Annotated in this window: 12 protein-coding genes; 4 read left to right on the top strand and 8 right to left on the bottom strand. The window is 69.2% G+C overall.

Annotated features, from left to right (window positions below; translation table 11 throughout):
* Nucleotides 1–45: 45 nt before the first annotated feature.
* A complete protein-coding gene (locus SY91_RS21425; RefSeq protein WP_023478195.1) occupies nt 46–1,002 on the bottom strand; it encodes a LysR family transcriptional regulator in 957 nt (318 codons plus the stop codon).
* 146 nt (nt 1,003–1,148) lie between these two features.
* On the opposite strand from SY91_RS21425, the gene SY91_RS21420 reads away from it, so the two are divergent.
* Nucleotides 1,149–3,179, top strand: coding sequence for an FUSC family protein (locus SY91_RS21420; protein WP_185921355.1), 2,031 nt, complete (start codon nt 1,149–1,151; stop codon nt 3,177–3,179).
* 24 nt (nt 3,180–3,203) lie between these two features.
* Here SY91_RS21420 and SY91_RS21415 read toward each other — a convergent pair whose 3' ends face one another.
* Together SY91_RS21415 and SY91_RS21410 are read right to left on the bottom strand one after the other, a co-directional pair.
* The gene (locus SY91_RS21415) at nt 3,204–4,124 is read right to left on the bottom strand and encodes a bestrophin family protein (RefSeq protein WP_023476460.1); all 921 of its coding nucleotides are present in this window, start codon (nt 4,122–4,124) and stop codon (nt 3,204–3,206) included.
* A gap of 12 nt (nt 4,125–4,136) precedes the next feature.
* Nucleotides 4,137–6,461, bottom strand: coding sequence for an FdhF/YdeP family oxidoreductase (locus tag SY91_RS21410; protein WP_023476461.1), 2,325 nt, complete (start codon nt 6,459–6,461; stop codon nt 4,137–4,139).
* A gap of 152 nt (nt 6,462–6,613) precedes the next feature.
* Here SY91_RS21410 and SY91_RS21405 point away from each other — a divergent pair, with 152 nt between their 5' ends.
* Nucleotides 6,614–8,035, top strand: coding sequence for a PLP-dependent aminotransferase family protein (locus tag SY91_RS21405; protein ID WP_185921354.1), 1,422 nt, complete (start codon nt 6,614–6,616; stop codon nt 8,033–8,035).
* 58 nt (nt 8,036–8,093) lie between these two features.
* Here SY91_RS21405 and SY91_RS21400 read toward each other — a convergent pair whose 3' ends face one another.
* On the bottom strand, nt 8,094–9,335 hold the full coding sequence (locus SY91_RS21400) for a mechanosensitive ion channel family protein (protein WP_023476463.1): 1,242 nt from the start codon (nt 9,333–9,335) through the stop codon (nt 8,094–8,096).
* A 462-nt stretch (nt 9,336–9,797) separates the two neighbouring features.
* On the opposite strand from SY91_RS21400, the gene SY91_RS21395 reads away from it, so the two are divergent.
* Together SY91_RS21395 and SY91_RS35130 are read left to right on the top strand one after the other, a co-directional pair.
* Entirely contained in the window at nt 9,798–11,516 is a 1,719-nt protein-coding gene (locus tag SY91_RS21395) for a SulP family inorganic anion transporter (protein ID WP_023476465.1), read from the top strand.
* A 106-nt stretch (nt 11,517–11,622) separates the two neighbouring features.
* Entirely contained in the window at nt 11,623–11,802 is a 180-nt protein-coding gene (locus SY91_RS35130; RefSeq protein ID WP_404990013.1) for a hypothetical protein, read from the top strand.
* Between the two features lie 64 nt (nt 11,803–11,866).
* Here the strand turns inward: SY91_RS35130 and SY91_RS21385 are convergent, their stop codons facing one another.
* The 4 genes from SY91_RS21385 to SY91_RS21370 form a co-directional block, all read right to left on the bottom strand.
* Entirely contained in the window at nt 11,867–13,294 is a 1,428-nt protein-coding gene (locus SY91_RS21385; RefSeq protein ID WP_023476468.1) for a DHA2 family efflux MFS transporter permease subunit, read from the bottom strand.
* Entirely contained in the window at nt 13,291–13,854 is a 564-nt protein-coding gene (locus SY91_RS21380) for an isochorismatase family protein (RefSeq protein WP_023476469.1), read from the bottom strand. Before SY91_RS21380 ends, SY91_RS21385 begins: the two co-directional genes overlap by 4 nt.
* A 64-nt stretch (nt 13,855–13,918) precedes the next feature.
* Nucleotides 13,919–14,374: a MarR family winged helix-turn-helix transcriptional regulator gene (locus SY91_RS21375; protein ID WP_006478861.1), complete on the bottom strand. Its 456-nt coding sequence runs from the start codon at nt 14,372–14,374 to the stop codon at nt 13,919–13,921.
* A gap of 71 nt (nt 14,375–14,445) precedes the next feature.
* Nucleotides 14,446–14,679: a hypothetical protein gene (locus SY91_RS21370; protein WP_006478862.1), complete on the bottom strand. Its 234-nt coding sequence runs from the start codon at nt 14,677–14,679 to the stop codon at nt 14,446–14,448.
* Nucleotides 14,680–14,687: the final 8 nt, after the last annotated feature.

Here is a 14,687-nt window from a genome sequence, read left to right as displayed (position 1 = left end):
ACAGGCTAACGATGCGGCGAGCGGCGATCAACGCTCGCATGCTCATTAATTCCTTTCCTGCACTGCAATAATGCAGCAGACATGCATCGATTGCAGGCTCTGCGACGCGGTCCGCCACGCGGTGAAGACTTCCGTCAGGAACTCGACGAACGCGCGCACCTTGCTGTCGAGCGTCGCGCGCTTCGGGTAGAGCGCGTGCAGCTCGACGTCGTCGGTGCGATGCCAGTCGGGCAGCACGATTTCGAGTTCGTTGCTCTCGAGCCGCCGGGTGGTGAAGTGGGTCGAAATCAGTGCGATGCCGCCGCCGCTCGCTGCCTGGCGCAGCACCGTGACCGATTCGTTCGAGATCAGCACGGGCCGCACCGGCACGTCGGCGACGTCGCCGGCGGCGTTGGTGAGGCGCAGCGTCAGGCCCGGCGTGTCGCGGCCGACGAACAGGATGTCGTGATCGGCGAGGTCCTGCGGCGTGCGTGGCCGGCCCGCGCGGTCGAGATAGTGCGGGCTGGCCGCGAACTTCGCGTGCGACCAGCCGAGCGAGCGCGCGACATAGCCGGAATCGCTCAGCACGCCGGTGCGCAGCGCGACGTCGAAGCCGTGTTCGACGAGGTCGAGCGCGCTGTTGTCGTAGATCAGCACGAGCTGGACCAGCGGGTAGCGCCGGCGAAACTCGGCGAGCGCCGGCTCCAGTTCGAACAGGCCGATCGCGTAGGGCACCAGCACGCGCAGCGTGCCTTCGGGTTCCGTGCGCAGCGCGCGCACCTGACGGTCCGCGTCGAGCAGGATCTCCTCGGCGCGCAGGCAGCGTTCGTAATAGTCGCGCCCGGCTTCGGTGACCGATACGCGGCGCGTCGTGCGGTACAGCAGCTGGACGCCGAGGTCGTCCTCGAGCTGCTTGATCTTGCGGCTCACGCGGCTGAGCGGCATGTCGAGTTGCGTGGCGGCGGCGGTGAAACTGCCGCGCTCCACCACGCGCAGGAATATCCGGATGCTCTCGAGGTCCATGCGATTCGTTTCAATGTTCGGCCTGCGCGCATCTTACCGTCACGGACCGGAACGCTGCAGGTCGAGCCGATTATCCCGCCCGCTGCAATAACGCATCCCGCCGCTGCCCCGTAGTGGCGCGCGGAGCGCGACCGTATGCTCGCCGCATGAAATTCGCCTTCCCCTGCATGCCGACGCTCGCGGCCGTCCGGGCCGCGCTGCGCGACGCGCGCCCGACGCTGCCGCCCGGCGCGCTTGCCTTCGCGCTCCGCAATACGGCTGCCTCGCTGCTCGCGCTCTATATTGCGTTCCGGATGAATCTCGACGATCCGAAATGGGCCGCGTCGACCGTGTGGATCGTCGCGCAGGGCAGCCGCGGAATGGGGCTGTCGAAGAGCCAGTACCGGATTCTCGGCACCGCGATCGGGGCGGCCGTCGCGCTCGCGCTGACCGGCGCGTTCGCGCAGACGCCCGAGTTGTTCCTGCCGGCGCTTGCCGCGTGGATCGGCCTGTGTGCGGGCGTCGCGACGTTCCAGCGGAATTTTCGCGCGTATGCGGCGGTGCTCGCCGGTTATACGGCCGCGATCGTCGCGATGGATGCGGTATCGGCGCCGCTGCATGCATTCGATATCGCGGTCGCGCGGTTTCTATACGTGGTGGTCGGCATCCTGTGCGCGGCGCTGTTCGACACGGTGTTCGTGCCGGGCGCGCCGCTGCACGATGTCCGCACGCGGCTCGCGCGCTATCTCGAGCGTGCGGTGGCGCTCGGCGCGGGCGCGCTGCGCCGCGAGCCGAACGGCGCGGCCGTGCACCGGCTGTTCGCGGACGCGCTCGAACTCGACACCGCGGCGGAATATGCGGCGGCCGGCGCACCGCCGGTGCGCGGCGCGATCGGCCATTTGCGCGCGGCGGCGCTCGGCGTGCTGACGGCGCAGGCGGCGGCGCAGGCGATCCGCGAGCACGCGTCGCGCGCGCACGATGCGTCGGACCCGCTGGTCGACGAGGTGGCGCGCGTGCTCGACGGTATCGCCGCATCGGGCGACGCGCAGCCGAGGATGGCCGCACTGCGCGCACGCGTGGGCGATGCGCTGCGTGCCGAGGCCGACGCGCCGGCTGCGCCGGACACGTCGCGCCTGCTCACGCTCGATCGGCTGGCGGCGCTGCTCGGCGGGTTCGAGCGCGCCTTCGCGAGCCAGGCGCTGCTCGACCGGCCCGAACTGCCGCCTTCGCGGGTGCGCTACGCGTTCCACCGCGATCCGGTGCTCGCGTGGCACAACGGCATCCGCGCGTTCATCGCGGTGCTGGCCGCGTCGGCGATCTGGATCTTCACCGCGTGGCCGGCGGGCGGCGGGTTCGTCGCGATCACGGCCGTGGTCGGCGCGCTGTTCTCGACCCGCCCCAACTCGGTGCGCGCGGCCATCGGCTTCCTGAAAGGCTCGGCATGCGCGGCGGTCGCCGGTGTCGTCTGCAACTTCATCCTGCTGCCGGCGGTGTCGGGCTTCGAGATGCTCGCCTATATCCTCGGCGTGTTCCTGATCGGCACCGGGATCGCGATGCGCCATCCGCGCACGGCCGCGATGGGCAGCGCGTTCTCGATCTTCTTCTGGAATTTCACGTCGCCGGACAACACGACGCGCATCGGCGACGCCGCGTTCCTGAACAGCGCGCTCGCGACGATGCTCGGCATCGCGTTCGGCGCGCTGATCTTCGCGCTGGTGTTTCCCGGCGATCCCGGCACGAGCCGGCGGCGTCTGCACCGCGCGGTGCGTCGCGATCTGGCGGAGATCGCGCGCGATCCGGGGGCGTGGCACGCAAGTGCGTGGCTGAGCCGCACGGCCGACCGTCTCGCGCGCGAGCTCGGTTTCGCGGGCAGCCTGCCGCAGACGCTGATCGAGCGCGACATGCGCGACCTGCTCGCGATCTGGGGAATCGGCGACAGCCTGCTGTCACTTGCCGAACTGGCCACGCGCGAACCGGTCGCGGGCCGCGCGGCGGCGGTGGTGCGCGCTCGCGTCGCCCGTGCGGATTTCACGCGGCTCGAAGAGACCTGCGACGCGGCGGCCCGCCTGTTGCGCGGTCGCATGGCCGCGCGCGACGGCGACGCGGCGCAGGCGTTGCTGAACGGCATCGTGCTGCTGCGGCGGATCGCGGACGCAACCGCCGAGCACGGCGGCTTCCTGCGCGGCCGCCGCGATTGAGCGGCGCGAGTCAGGTGAAGCGAGTCAGGTGAGGCGGTACGACGGACCGGGCGTCACCTCGGCCGGCAGCGGCTCGCGGTTCAGTTCGAGCAGCGTGCGCTCGATCTGCCGCGTCATCGCGTCGAGCGCGAGATGGTTCGGCCCGTCGCCGAACGGCTCGGCGATCGCGTGGGCGATCGCGTCGAGCGCGATCAGCGTATAGGCGACGAAAACTGTTACGAAAGGTGTCGCCGCGCCGATCGAATCGACGAGGCCGAACGGCAGCAGCACGCAATACGCGTAGATGGTCCGGTGCAGCAGCACGTCGTATGAAAACGGGATCGGCGTCGACGCGATGCGCTCGCAGCCGCTCACCATCGCGACGAGATCGTCGAGGCGCGCATCGAGCATCCACAGCCGCGTGTCGGCGAGCTGGCCCGCATCGGCGCGCGCGGCTAACGCTTCGCGCAGCGCGTGCACGATGACGACCGGGCGAAACCGGGAAGCGGCGACGCGCGCATAGGTGGCGCCATCGAGCAGCCCACGCAGGTCCGCGGCCGGGTCGGTGCCGCGCAGTTGATGCTTGAGCGTGTAGACGAACGCGACGACCGTGCGCACGAACGCGCGGCGCGATGCGTCGTCACGGTCCACCGCGCCGTAGCAGAGCGCCTGCGACACCAGCGTGCGCGTGGCGGTCAGCACGCCGCCCCACAGCTGCCGGCCCTCGCGATAGCGTTCGTAGCTGGCGTTGTTGCGAAACCCGGCGAAGATCGCGAGCGTCAGGCCGATCAGCGTGAACGGCGTCGGATTCAGCGGCACCTTCTCGCCGAGCACGCGGCCGCCGCCCCACACGGCAACGAGACTGATCGCGAGCGTCAGCACGAGCTGCGGCAGGATGGTCGGCAGCACCGAGCCGTTCCAGACGAGCAGCATCCGCAGCCAGTGCTCGCGCGGACGAACGATCATCGGCGTGCTCCGTCAGGCGGCGATCGAGGCCGGCGCGGCCGCGCGATGCAGCAGCACGGGTACCGATTTCGACGTCGGCGTGTTGCACACGTCGCCGACGCTGTCGAGCGGCACGAGCGGATTGGTTTCCGGGTAGTACGCGCCGATGCAGCCGCGCGGGATGTCGTACTCGACGAGCAGGAAGCCCGCCGCGCGCCGCTCGATGCCGTCGTGCCACACGGTTTCCATGTCGACCCATTCGCCGGCTTTCAGGCCGAGCATCGCGAGATCGTCGCGGTTGACGAACACTACGCGGCGCTGCCCGAACACGCCGCGGTAGCGGTCGTCGAGCCCGTAGACGGTCGTGTTGTATTGATCGTGCGAGCGCGTCGTCATCAGCGTCATCAGCCGGTCGCCGTGCAGCGCGCGGGCACGCTGGATCGGCGTGTCGGTCGGCAGCGCGTGCGCGATGAAGTTCGCCTTGCCCGTCGGCGTGAGCCATTCGCGGTCGCGCGAGGCCACGCGCAGATGGAAGCCGCCGGGCCGCGCGATGCGCGTGTTGTAGTCGTAGAAGCCGTCGAGCGTCGCTTCGATCGCGTCGCGGATCTTCGCGTAGTCGTCCTTGTACGCGAGCCAGTCGATCTTGCCGCTGCCGAACAGCGCATGCGCCATGTGCGCGACGATCGCGGGCTCCGACATCAGGTTCGGCGACGCCGGCTTGTTCATCCCGTACGACACGTGCACCATGCTCATCGAATCCTCGACCGTCACGCCTTGCGCGACGTTGTCCTGCAGGTCGATCTCGGTGCGGCCGAGCGTCGGCAGGATCAGCGCGTCGCGGCCGTGGATCAGATGGCTGCGGTTCAGCTTCGTCGTGATGTGCACCGACAGTTCGCAGCGACGCATGCCTTCCCACGTGCGCGGCGTGTCGGGCGTCGCCATCGCGAAGTTGCCGCCGAGACCGATCAGCACCTTCACGTGGCCGTCGAGCATCCCTTCGATCGTTTCGACGACGTCGTAGCCGTGATGACGCGGCGGTTCGAAATCGAACACGTGGCCGAGCCGGTCGAGGAACGCCTGCGACGGCTTTTCCTCGATGCCGACCGTGCGGTTGCCCTGCACGTTCGAATGGCCGCGCACCGGGCAGAGGCCGGCGCCGGGGCGGCCGATGTTGCCGCGCATCAGCATCAGGTTGGTCAGCATCTGCACCGTCGCGACCGAATGCTTGTGCTGCGTGATGCCCATTCCCCACGTCGCGATCACGCGTTCGCTGCGTGCATAGAGTTGCGCGAGCGCGTCGATCTGCTCGTACGGCACGCCGCTTTCCGCGGTCAGCGCGGACCAGCTTTCATTGCGCAGATCGTCGGCGAATGCGTCGAAGCCGGCCGTGTGCGCGTCGATGAACGCGGTGTCGAGCACCCGCGGCGCACCGGCGGCGCGCGCGGCGTCGTCGAGTTCGAGCACGCGCTTGGCCATCCCCTTGATCAGCGCGAAATCGCCGCCGATCGTCGGCTGGATGAACGTCGACGCGATCTTCGTGCCCGACATCGTCAGCATCTCGAGCGGGCTTTGCGGATCGGCGAAGCGCTCGAGGCCGCGCTCCTTCAGCGGGTTGATCGACACGATCGTCGCGCCGCGCTTCGCGCACTCGCGCAGTTCGCCCATCATCCGCGGGTGGTTGGTCGCGGGGTTCTGACCGAAGATCAGCAGCGTATCCGCATGCTCGAAATCGTCGAGCGTGACGGTGCCCTTGCCGACGCCGACCGACGCCGGCAGCCCGCGGCTCGTCGCCTCGTGACACATGTTCGAGCAGTCGGGGAAGTTGTTGGTACCGTACAGGCGCACGAACAACTGGTAGAGGAACGCGGCTTCGTTGCTGGCGCGGCCGGACGTATAGAACGCGGCCTGGTTCGGGTCGGGCAGCGCGCGCAGGTGGCGCGCGATCAGCGCGAACGCGTCGTCCCACGCGATCGGCACGTAGCGGTCGGTTTGCGCGTCGTACACCATCGGGTCGGTGAGCCGGCCGTGCTGTTCGAGCTCGAAATCCGACTGTTCGAGCAGTTCGGTCACCGTGTGCGCGGCGAAGAAGTCGGGCGTCACACGCTTGCTCGTCGCTTCCGCGGCCACGGCCTTCACGCCGTTCTCGCAGAATTCGAACGTCGATGCGTGCTGGCGGTCGGGCCACGCGCAACCCGGGCAGTCGAAGCCGTCCGGCTGGTTCTGGCGCAGCAGCGTACGGTAGTTGCCGCCGGCGACCTTTTCCTTGATCAGGTTGATCGTGACGGCTTTCAGCGCGCCCCAGCCGGCGGCCGGGTGGGTGTACGGTTCGATGCGCGCGGTGGCGGATTTCTTTTTCATGATGCGGGTGTCGGGGTCGATGCGTGCAGAGTACGCGCGGCCTCCGTCCCGCTGTGTGTACACCTGTTCACTTCAAAAAAGAGTACAGTTTCGGCCATTCAGACAGTGCGGATCGCAACTGTGTTGCTGAAGGGAAGCTGAAAGGGAGGCGCGTGAAGCGTTACGAACAACTGGCCGACGATCTCCAGGCGCAGATCGAGCGGGGCGTGTACCGACCCGGCGAGCGGATTCCGTCGGTGCGGCAGGCGAGCCGGCAGCAGCAGCTCAGCGTCACGACCGTGCTGCGCGCGTACCTCGTGCTGGAAAGCCGCGGCCTGATCGAAAGCCGGCCGCAGTCGGGCTACTTCGTGCGGGCGCGCGCGGCGGCGCCGGCCGAGGCCGAGCTGCATGTCTCCGCGCCGGCCGCCGAGCCGTCGGCCGTGGACGTGAGCCGGCTCGTGCTGTCGACGCTGCGCTCGATCGCGCGCGACGACGCGGTGCCGCTCGGCTCGCCGTATCCCGACGCGTCGCAGTTTCCGGTGCAGCGCCTCGCGCGCTATGCGCAGGCGATCGGGCGGCGCCGCACGCGCTGGGGCGTGATCGACGACCTGCCGCCCGGCAACCAGGAGCTGATCCGCCAGATCGCGCGGCGCTATGCGGAGCGCGGGGTCGCGGTCGAGCCGGGCGAGATCGTGATGACGATCGGCGCGACCGAGGCGATCAACCTGTGCCTGCAGGCGGTGGCGAAACCGGGCGACACGATCGCGGTGGAGTCGCCGACCTTCTATGCGATGCTGCACGCGATCGAGCGGATGGGCATGCGCGCGCTGGAAGTCGCGACGCACCCGGGCGACGGCATCGATCTCGACGCGCTCGGGCGAATCCTCGCGAACGAGCGCATCGCGGCCTGCATGGTGATGCCGAACTTCCAGAATCCGCTCGGCTTCCAGATGCCCGATGCGCGCAAGCGCGCGCTGATCGAACTGCTCGCGAAGCACGGCGTGCCGGCGATCGAGAGCGACGTCTATCACGAGCTGCACTTCGGCGATACGGCGCCGAGCGCGCTGAAGTCGTTCGATCGCGACGGACTGGTGCTGCATTGCGCGTCGTTCACGAAGAGCCTGTCGCCGCGCTACCGGATCGGCTGGGCGATGCCGGGCCGTTACCGCGACCAGGTCGAGAAGCTGAAATTCCTGAATACGCTCGCGACGCCCGCGATCGAGCAACTCGCGATCGCCGAGTACCTGAAACACGACGGCTACGATTTTCACCTGCGGCGCATGCGCAAGCAGTATGCGCAGCAGGCGAGCCTGATGAGCGCGATGGTGCGGCGCTTCTTCCCGGAAGGCACGCGGCTGTCGCAGCCGCAGGGCGGGTACGTGCTGTGGGTCGAGCTGCCGCCGCAGGTCGATGCGATGAAGCTGTATACGCTGGCGCTCGCGCAGCGGATCACGGTCGGGCCCGGGCACATGTTCTCGGCCGGCACCGATTACCGGCATTTCATCCGGCTCAACTACAGCTACCCGTGGTCGCGGCAGATCGAGGACGCGCTGAAGGTGCTGGGGCGGCTTGCGTCGGAGTGCGCGGCGCGGTGAGCGTTGCCGCCCGCCGGCACGGCAGGCGGCGGCCGGTGGCCTGCCGCCATGGCCGGTATCACGCCGCGCGCGGCGCCTGCAACCCGGGCTGCGCGGCGTCGACCATCTGGCGCATGTCGAAGCCCGACGGATGCTGGTACACGCGCAGCCCGAACTCCGGCAGCACCGCGATCAGGTGGTCGAACAGGTCGGCCTGGATGGTCTCGTAGTCGACCCACGTCGTCGTGTCGGTGAAGCAGTACAGTTCGAGCGGAATGCCTTCGGCCGTGAGCGGCAATTGCCGCGCCATGTTCGTCATGTCGCGGCGAATGCGCGGATGGCCCTTCAGGTAGTTCGCGACGTACGCGCGGAACGTGCCGAGATTCGTCAGCTGGCGGCGGTTCGCCGGGCACTCGCCGGCCGCGCCGAGCGTGCCGTTCCATTGCTCGATCGCGTCGACCTTGTCCTCGAGATAGTCCTTCAGCAGCGTCAGGCGTTCGAGCCGTTCGATCTCGTCGTTCGTGAGAAAGCGCACGCTCGTCGCATCGATGAACAGCGCGCGCTTGATGCGGCGACCGCCCGCTTCGGTCATGCCGCGCCAGTTCTGGTAGCTCTCGGTGATCAGTTTCCAGGTCGGCACCGTGATGATCGTGTGATCGAAGTTCGCGACCTTGACGGTGTTCAGCGTGATGTCGATGACCGTGCCGTCCGCGCCGGCCGACGGCATCGTGATCCAGTCGCCGATCCGCAGCATGTCGTTCGACGACAGCTGTACGCCGGCGACGAGGCCGAGCAGCGTGTCCTTGAAGATCAGCATCAGCACCGCGGACATCGCACCGATGCCGGACAGCAGCAGGCCGATCTGCTTGCCGGTCGCATCGCCGATCACGACGAGCGCGGCCGTGATGAACATCACGAGCTTGACCAGCTGCATCGCGCCTTTCAGCGACAGACGCGGCTGATCGCGTTGCGCGGTGCGGTGCGTGTGTTCGAGCGCGGACAGCGTCGCGCTGATGGTCATCGTCACGAGGAACACGATCAGCGCGAACAGCACCTTGTCGACCACCTGCGCGACCAGGCCGGGAATGCCGGACACCGCGCCGAGCCCGAGCTTGATCACGACGAACGGGACGATGCGATTCAGCCATGTGAAGGCGCCGAATTCGAACAGCGCGTCGTCGACGCGCGTGGCGGACAGCCGCGCGAGCCGCGCGACCACGCGAAACAGCAGGAAGTGGACGACGGCGGTGATCGCGCCGGCGGCGGCGAGCAGGACGAGGATGCCGACGAGCGGCGCAAACCAGGATTCGTTCAGGGTCATAGAGGCGGACAGGGGCTTTCTCGTGCGTTGAATCGGCGCCGCGATGCGGCGCGCGCCCGATGAAGGGCACATGAAAGGGACCGTGATTGTGCCATCGGGTTCCGGATGCGTGCGGTGACGGCGGGGCGATCGGCTCCCGAATCGGCTCACCATTGTGCAGGTATCCTCTGCATCAGGGTGAAGGCGAGCCGCGAATCGACATCACCGCAAGCCGGCGTGCGAGCCGGTTGCCGGACGCGCCATCCGTCAGCATGCAATCGGCCGGAAGCCATGACGGCACGCCTTTGCGCTTCGCTACGCGCGATCCGCGATCCATGCAATCATGCGGACGTCGCAGGCGTCGTCGGTATGCTGCTCGCGTTGGCGTGCGGCCCATGCGGCCCGTCCGGCGACGGTGAGCGACAGGCGACACCGTCGCGCACCCGTTCGTGGCCCCGTCACTCGACCTCACGCATTTCACCCATGCAAGATTCCAACGAAAGCCGTCCGTCACGCGTGCGGCTGCTGAAAGGCATCCTCCCGGTCCGCCGGGCGGCGGCGATGCGCGACATCTTCGCGGGCATGTCGCTCGCGTCGATGGACATCCCGCAGGTGCTCGGCTACGCGCGCATCGCCGGCATGCCGGCCGTCACGGGGCTCTACACGGTGTTCCTGCCGCTCGTTGCGTTCGCGTGCTTCGGCGCGTCGCGCCATCTCGTGGTCGCCGCCGATTCCGCGACCGCGACGATTTTCGCGAGCCGGCTGTCGTCGATGGCGCCGGCCGGCAGCGCCGACTATGCGGCGCTGGCCGGCATGGTCGCGTTGCTGACCGCCGCGATGCTGCTGCTCGCACGCATCTTCAAGCTCGGTTTTCTCGCCGATTTCCTGTCGCGCACGGTGCTGGTCGGCTTCCTCGCCGGCGTCGGCGTGCAGGTATCGATCGCGATGCTCGGCGACATGCTCGGCCTGTCCGTGCCGTACCCGGCGTCACGCAGCCTCGCGCAACTCGACTACGTCGTCACGCACCTGGTTCACGCGCACCGGCCGACGCTCGCGCTCGCGGCGCTCGTCGTCGGCGCGATTCTCGCGTGCAAGCGGTTTCTGCCGCGGGTGCCGATGCCGATGATCGCGGTGGCGGGCAGCATCGCAGCGAGCGCGGCGTTCGGCTTCGCCGCGCACGGCATCGCGGTGCTCGGGCCCGTGGCGGGCGGCCTGCCGCCGCTGCGCTGGCCGTCGGTCACGTGGCAGCAGTTCCTCGATCTCGTGCCGGTCGCCGCTTCGTGCTTCGTGATGATCATCGCGCAGAGCGCGGCCGCCGCGCGGGTGTTCGCGCAGCAGTACGGCGAGGACGTCGACACCAACGCCGACATCCTCGGGCTCGCGGCCGCGAACGCGGCGGCGGCGCTCGGCGGCGCGTTCGTCGTCAACGGCAGCCCGACGCAGACGGCGATGGCCGACGGCGCGGGCGTGCGCAGCCAGATCGGCCATCTCGCGTTCGCTGTCGTCGTCGCCGTCGTGCTGCTGTTCTTCAGCCCGTATTTGCAGTATCTGCCGCATGCGGTGCTGGCCGGCATCGTGTTCACGATCGCGCTCGGGCTGATCAACGTGCGCAGCCTCGCGGCGATCCGCGAGGAAAGCCCCGGCGAATTCACGCTTGCGCTGATCACGGCCGCGGCCGTCGTGACGGTCGGCGTCGAGCAGGGCATCCTGCTGGCCGTCGCGCTGTCGCTGATGCGGCACGTGCGCCACAGCTACCAGCCGCACACGATGGTGCTCGAACCGGTCGCCGGCAACGGGCGCTGGCAGCCGGTGCCGACCCGGCGCGGCGCGATGACGGCGCCGGGGCTGATCGTCTACCGGTTCGGCGCCGACCTGTTCTTCGCGAACGATCACCTGTTCGCTGCCGAAGTGACCGAACTCGTCGACGCGGCACCGTTGCCGCCGCGCTGGTTCGTCGTCGACGCGGGCGCGATCACCGATGTCGACTATTCGGCCGCGCGGACCTTGGCCGATCTCGTCAGGGCGCTGCATGCGCGCGGGATCGGCGTGCTGTTCGGGCGCGTGAACCGCTATCTGCGTGCGGACATGGATCGTCACGGGATCACCGAGGTGGTCGGCGCGTCGTGCATCTTCGCCACGCTGCATCAGGCGCTGGAGGCGGCGGGCACGACGCCCGCGCCGCAGGAGCCGGGCACGGTGTAGCGCGATGCGGCACTACGCGAGCGCGCGCAGGCGCGCGAAACCGTTGCGCAGGTAGCGGGCCAGTTCCGTCGCGGCCGGCGTGTGCTGGCCGCGCGGCACATGCAGGTTGATCGAGAAATTCGGCAGGGCGGCATTCGGCGTGGCGGCGATGGCGTCGTTGTCGCTGTGGTGTTTCGCCGGGCTGCTGTTCGCACGCGTGTTGCGCACGGAGCGGCAGTGGCGCTGCCTGAATGCGGGGCTCGGCGTGCTGCTGGTGGCGTCGATCGTGCCGATGTGGCTGCCGTAGCGGGAGGCCGCGCACGCGGCGCGGCCCGGGTTCAGCGCGAACCGGCCGGTGCGTTGCCGGTTCGTCAGTCGCCGCCGCCTGCACCGGCCGAGCGCAACGGCAGCCGCAGCGTCGTCGCGAAGCTCGCCGCATGCAGCGCGCACAGCAGGCCGAACGCCCACGCATACGCGACGGCCGGCGTGCCGCCGACCGACGCTGCTTCGGCCTGCAGCCGCCACGCGAGGAACAGCGTGCATAGCGTGGTGAACGTCGGGCCGCCGAGCCGCTGCACGATATTGAGCGACGTGGTCGCCATCGGCAGGTCGCGGCGTTCGACCGATGCATACGCGGCGGCGATCGACGGCGCGCCGATCGCACTCTGGCCCATGCCGCGCAGAAACAGCGCCGGGACGAGCACGCGCGGATCGTAGCCGGTCAGCGCGAGGAACACGAGCGGCAGCGTGGCGACGAGTGCGAGCAACGCACCGGCGGCGGCCAGCCGGCGTACGCCGAACCGGCTCGTCAGCGCGCCCATCGACGGATAGGTGACGAGCATGCCGAGCCCGAGCGGCGCGAGCAGCCAGCCCATCTCGCCCGGCGAGCGCCCGCATGCCTGGATCAGGAACACCGGAATCAGCATCTGGCCTGCATACAGCGCGCCGTTCGACAGGAACTGCGTGCCGGCTGCCGCACCGAACACGCGCGAGCGAAACAGCGCGAGATCGATCAGCGCATGTTCGCGCTGGCGGCGCTCGACGCGCAGGAACGCGACGAGCAGCAGCGCCGAACCCGCGACCGCCGCGATGCCGGGCACCGAGCCGATCCGCTCGACGCCGTACAGGAACAGCACGAGGCCCGGCGACAGCAACGCGAGGCCGATCCAGTCGAGCTCGCGCCGCGGCGCATCGTCCCGGTCGCGGGGCAGGAAGCGCGCGGCCAGTGCGAGCGCGAGCGCGCCGACGGGCAGGTTCACCAGAAACAGCCAGCGCCACGACGCGTGCTGCAGGATCGCGCCGGCCACGACCGGGCCGAGGATCGGCGCGAGCAGCACCGGCACCGCCGCATAGCCGATCACGCGCGCCATCTGCTGACCGGCGACGCGCGCGATCATCATCTGCGCCATCGGCGCGAGCAAGCCGCCGCTGACGCCTTGCAACACGCGGAACACGATCAGCGACGGCGCGGACCATGCGAGCCCGCACAGCGCCGACGTAAGCGTGAACGCCGAGAAGCACCACAGGTACAGCGCCTTCGCGCCGATGCGGTCGACGAGCCAGCCGCTCAGCGGCAGCACCAGCGTCAGCGCGAGCAGGTAGCCGCTCGTCACCCACTGGATCGTCGCCAGGCTGGCATGCAGATCGGTCGCGAGGCTCGACAGCGACACGTTGACGATCGTCGCGTCGAGCTGCGACAGCAGCGAACCGAGCGTCGCGACCGCGCTGACTTTCCAGATCGACGGGTCGAGCCGGCCGGCCGCGCGGCCCGGCGCCGGCTGGATGCGTGGGTCGCTCACGCGCCGCGCCGGTCGAGCAGCGCGACGATGTCCTGCGTCGTACCGGTCTCGCCGAGGCGCGGGAACAGCCGCTCGATGCTGTTGACGTGCGCATCCGCGTTGAGGTCGGTCATCGCGTCGACGGCGAGCGTCACGTTGTAGCCGAGCTCGTAGGCCTGCCGCGCGGTCGATTCGACGCCGATGCTCGTCGCGACGCCGGTCAGCACGATCTGCGTGACGCCGGCTGCCTTCAGGTGTGCGTCGAGACCGGTGCCGGTGAAGGCGCCCCAGGTCCGCTTCGTCACGACGTGGTCGCCCGGCTGGCGGTTCAGTTGGGGCACGAGTTCGGTCCAGTCGGCCGGAAGCTGCGCGGTGCGCGGCGCTTGCTCGGTGCGGCCCGGTGCGCCGCCCGCGACGTTGACCAGCACGACCGGCAGGCCGCGGCTGCGGAACGCGTCGAGCAGTTCGCGGGTGCGGGCGATCACCGGCGCGACCGGGTGCGCGGTGGGGAGGGCGACGATGCCTTTCTGCAGGTCAATGACGACCAGCGCCGTGTTCGTGTCGAGACGCGTTGCGCTCATGATGGGCTCCGGGGAAAAGGGCAAGGAAAGCCGGCGCGTATGCAGTGCGGCGCGCCGGCCGGGTTCATTGCTCGCCGATGCGGCGGATCAGCGGGATGGCCGCGGCGAGCGTGTCGATGTCTTGCGGATCGAGTTTCTCGATCGCGGCGCCAAGCCACTGGTGTTTCGCGGCGTTGCGCTTGCGCCGCGCGGCGAGGCCGGCGGCGGTGAGTTTGAACAGGATCTGGCGGCCATCGGTCGGATGGGGCTCGCGCTCGACGAGTGCGTCTTCCTCGAGGCTCGCGAGGATCGTCTTCATCGATTGCGGCTTCATCGCTTCGGCGCGCGCGAGATCGGCGGTCGTCATCGGCCCGTGCCGTTCGAGCCGCGCGAGCGCGCTCGTCTGCGACATGCCGAGCCCTTCGGAATCGACCTCGGAGCGCAGCCGGCGGATGAGCTGGCCGACCGCGAGGGTCAGGTCGGCGGCGACGGTTTCGGCGGAAACGCCGGGTTTGCGTGGCGGGTTCATGCGCCGAATCATAGAACAAGACAGTTAAACTTGCAAGTTTAACTGTCGAATTGATCGCCGGCTGGTGGCGCTGCCCGGTGCGATTACGTGCGTCGATGCGCGACCGGTACGACTTCGCTGTATCGCGGAGTCGCGTTTTCGTGCAGCAGATCGCCGAGGTACTGGCCAAGTTCGTCTGCGCTGAGCGAGGACGGAATCTGCAGATTGGCCGGGCGCCGCTTGCCTTCGGCGCCGAGATCGAACACGGCCCAACGACCGTCCGTGCGCACCACGGCGAGCAGCCGACCGAACGCGTTGAAGCGGTATTCGTCCTGCATGGCGTCGC

The sequence above is a fragment of the Burkholderia cenocepacia genome (genome assembly GCF_014211915.1).
GTDB classification, from domain to species: Bacteria; Pseudomonadota; Gammaproteobacteria; order Burkholderiales; family Burkholderiaceae; genus Burkholderia; species Burkholderia orbicola.
Note: the sequence above shows the minus strand (reverse complement) of the source record. Positions and strands in the feature narration are given on the sequence as shown.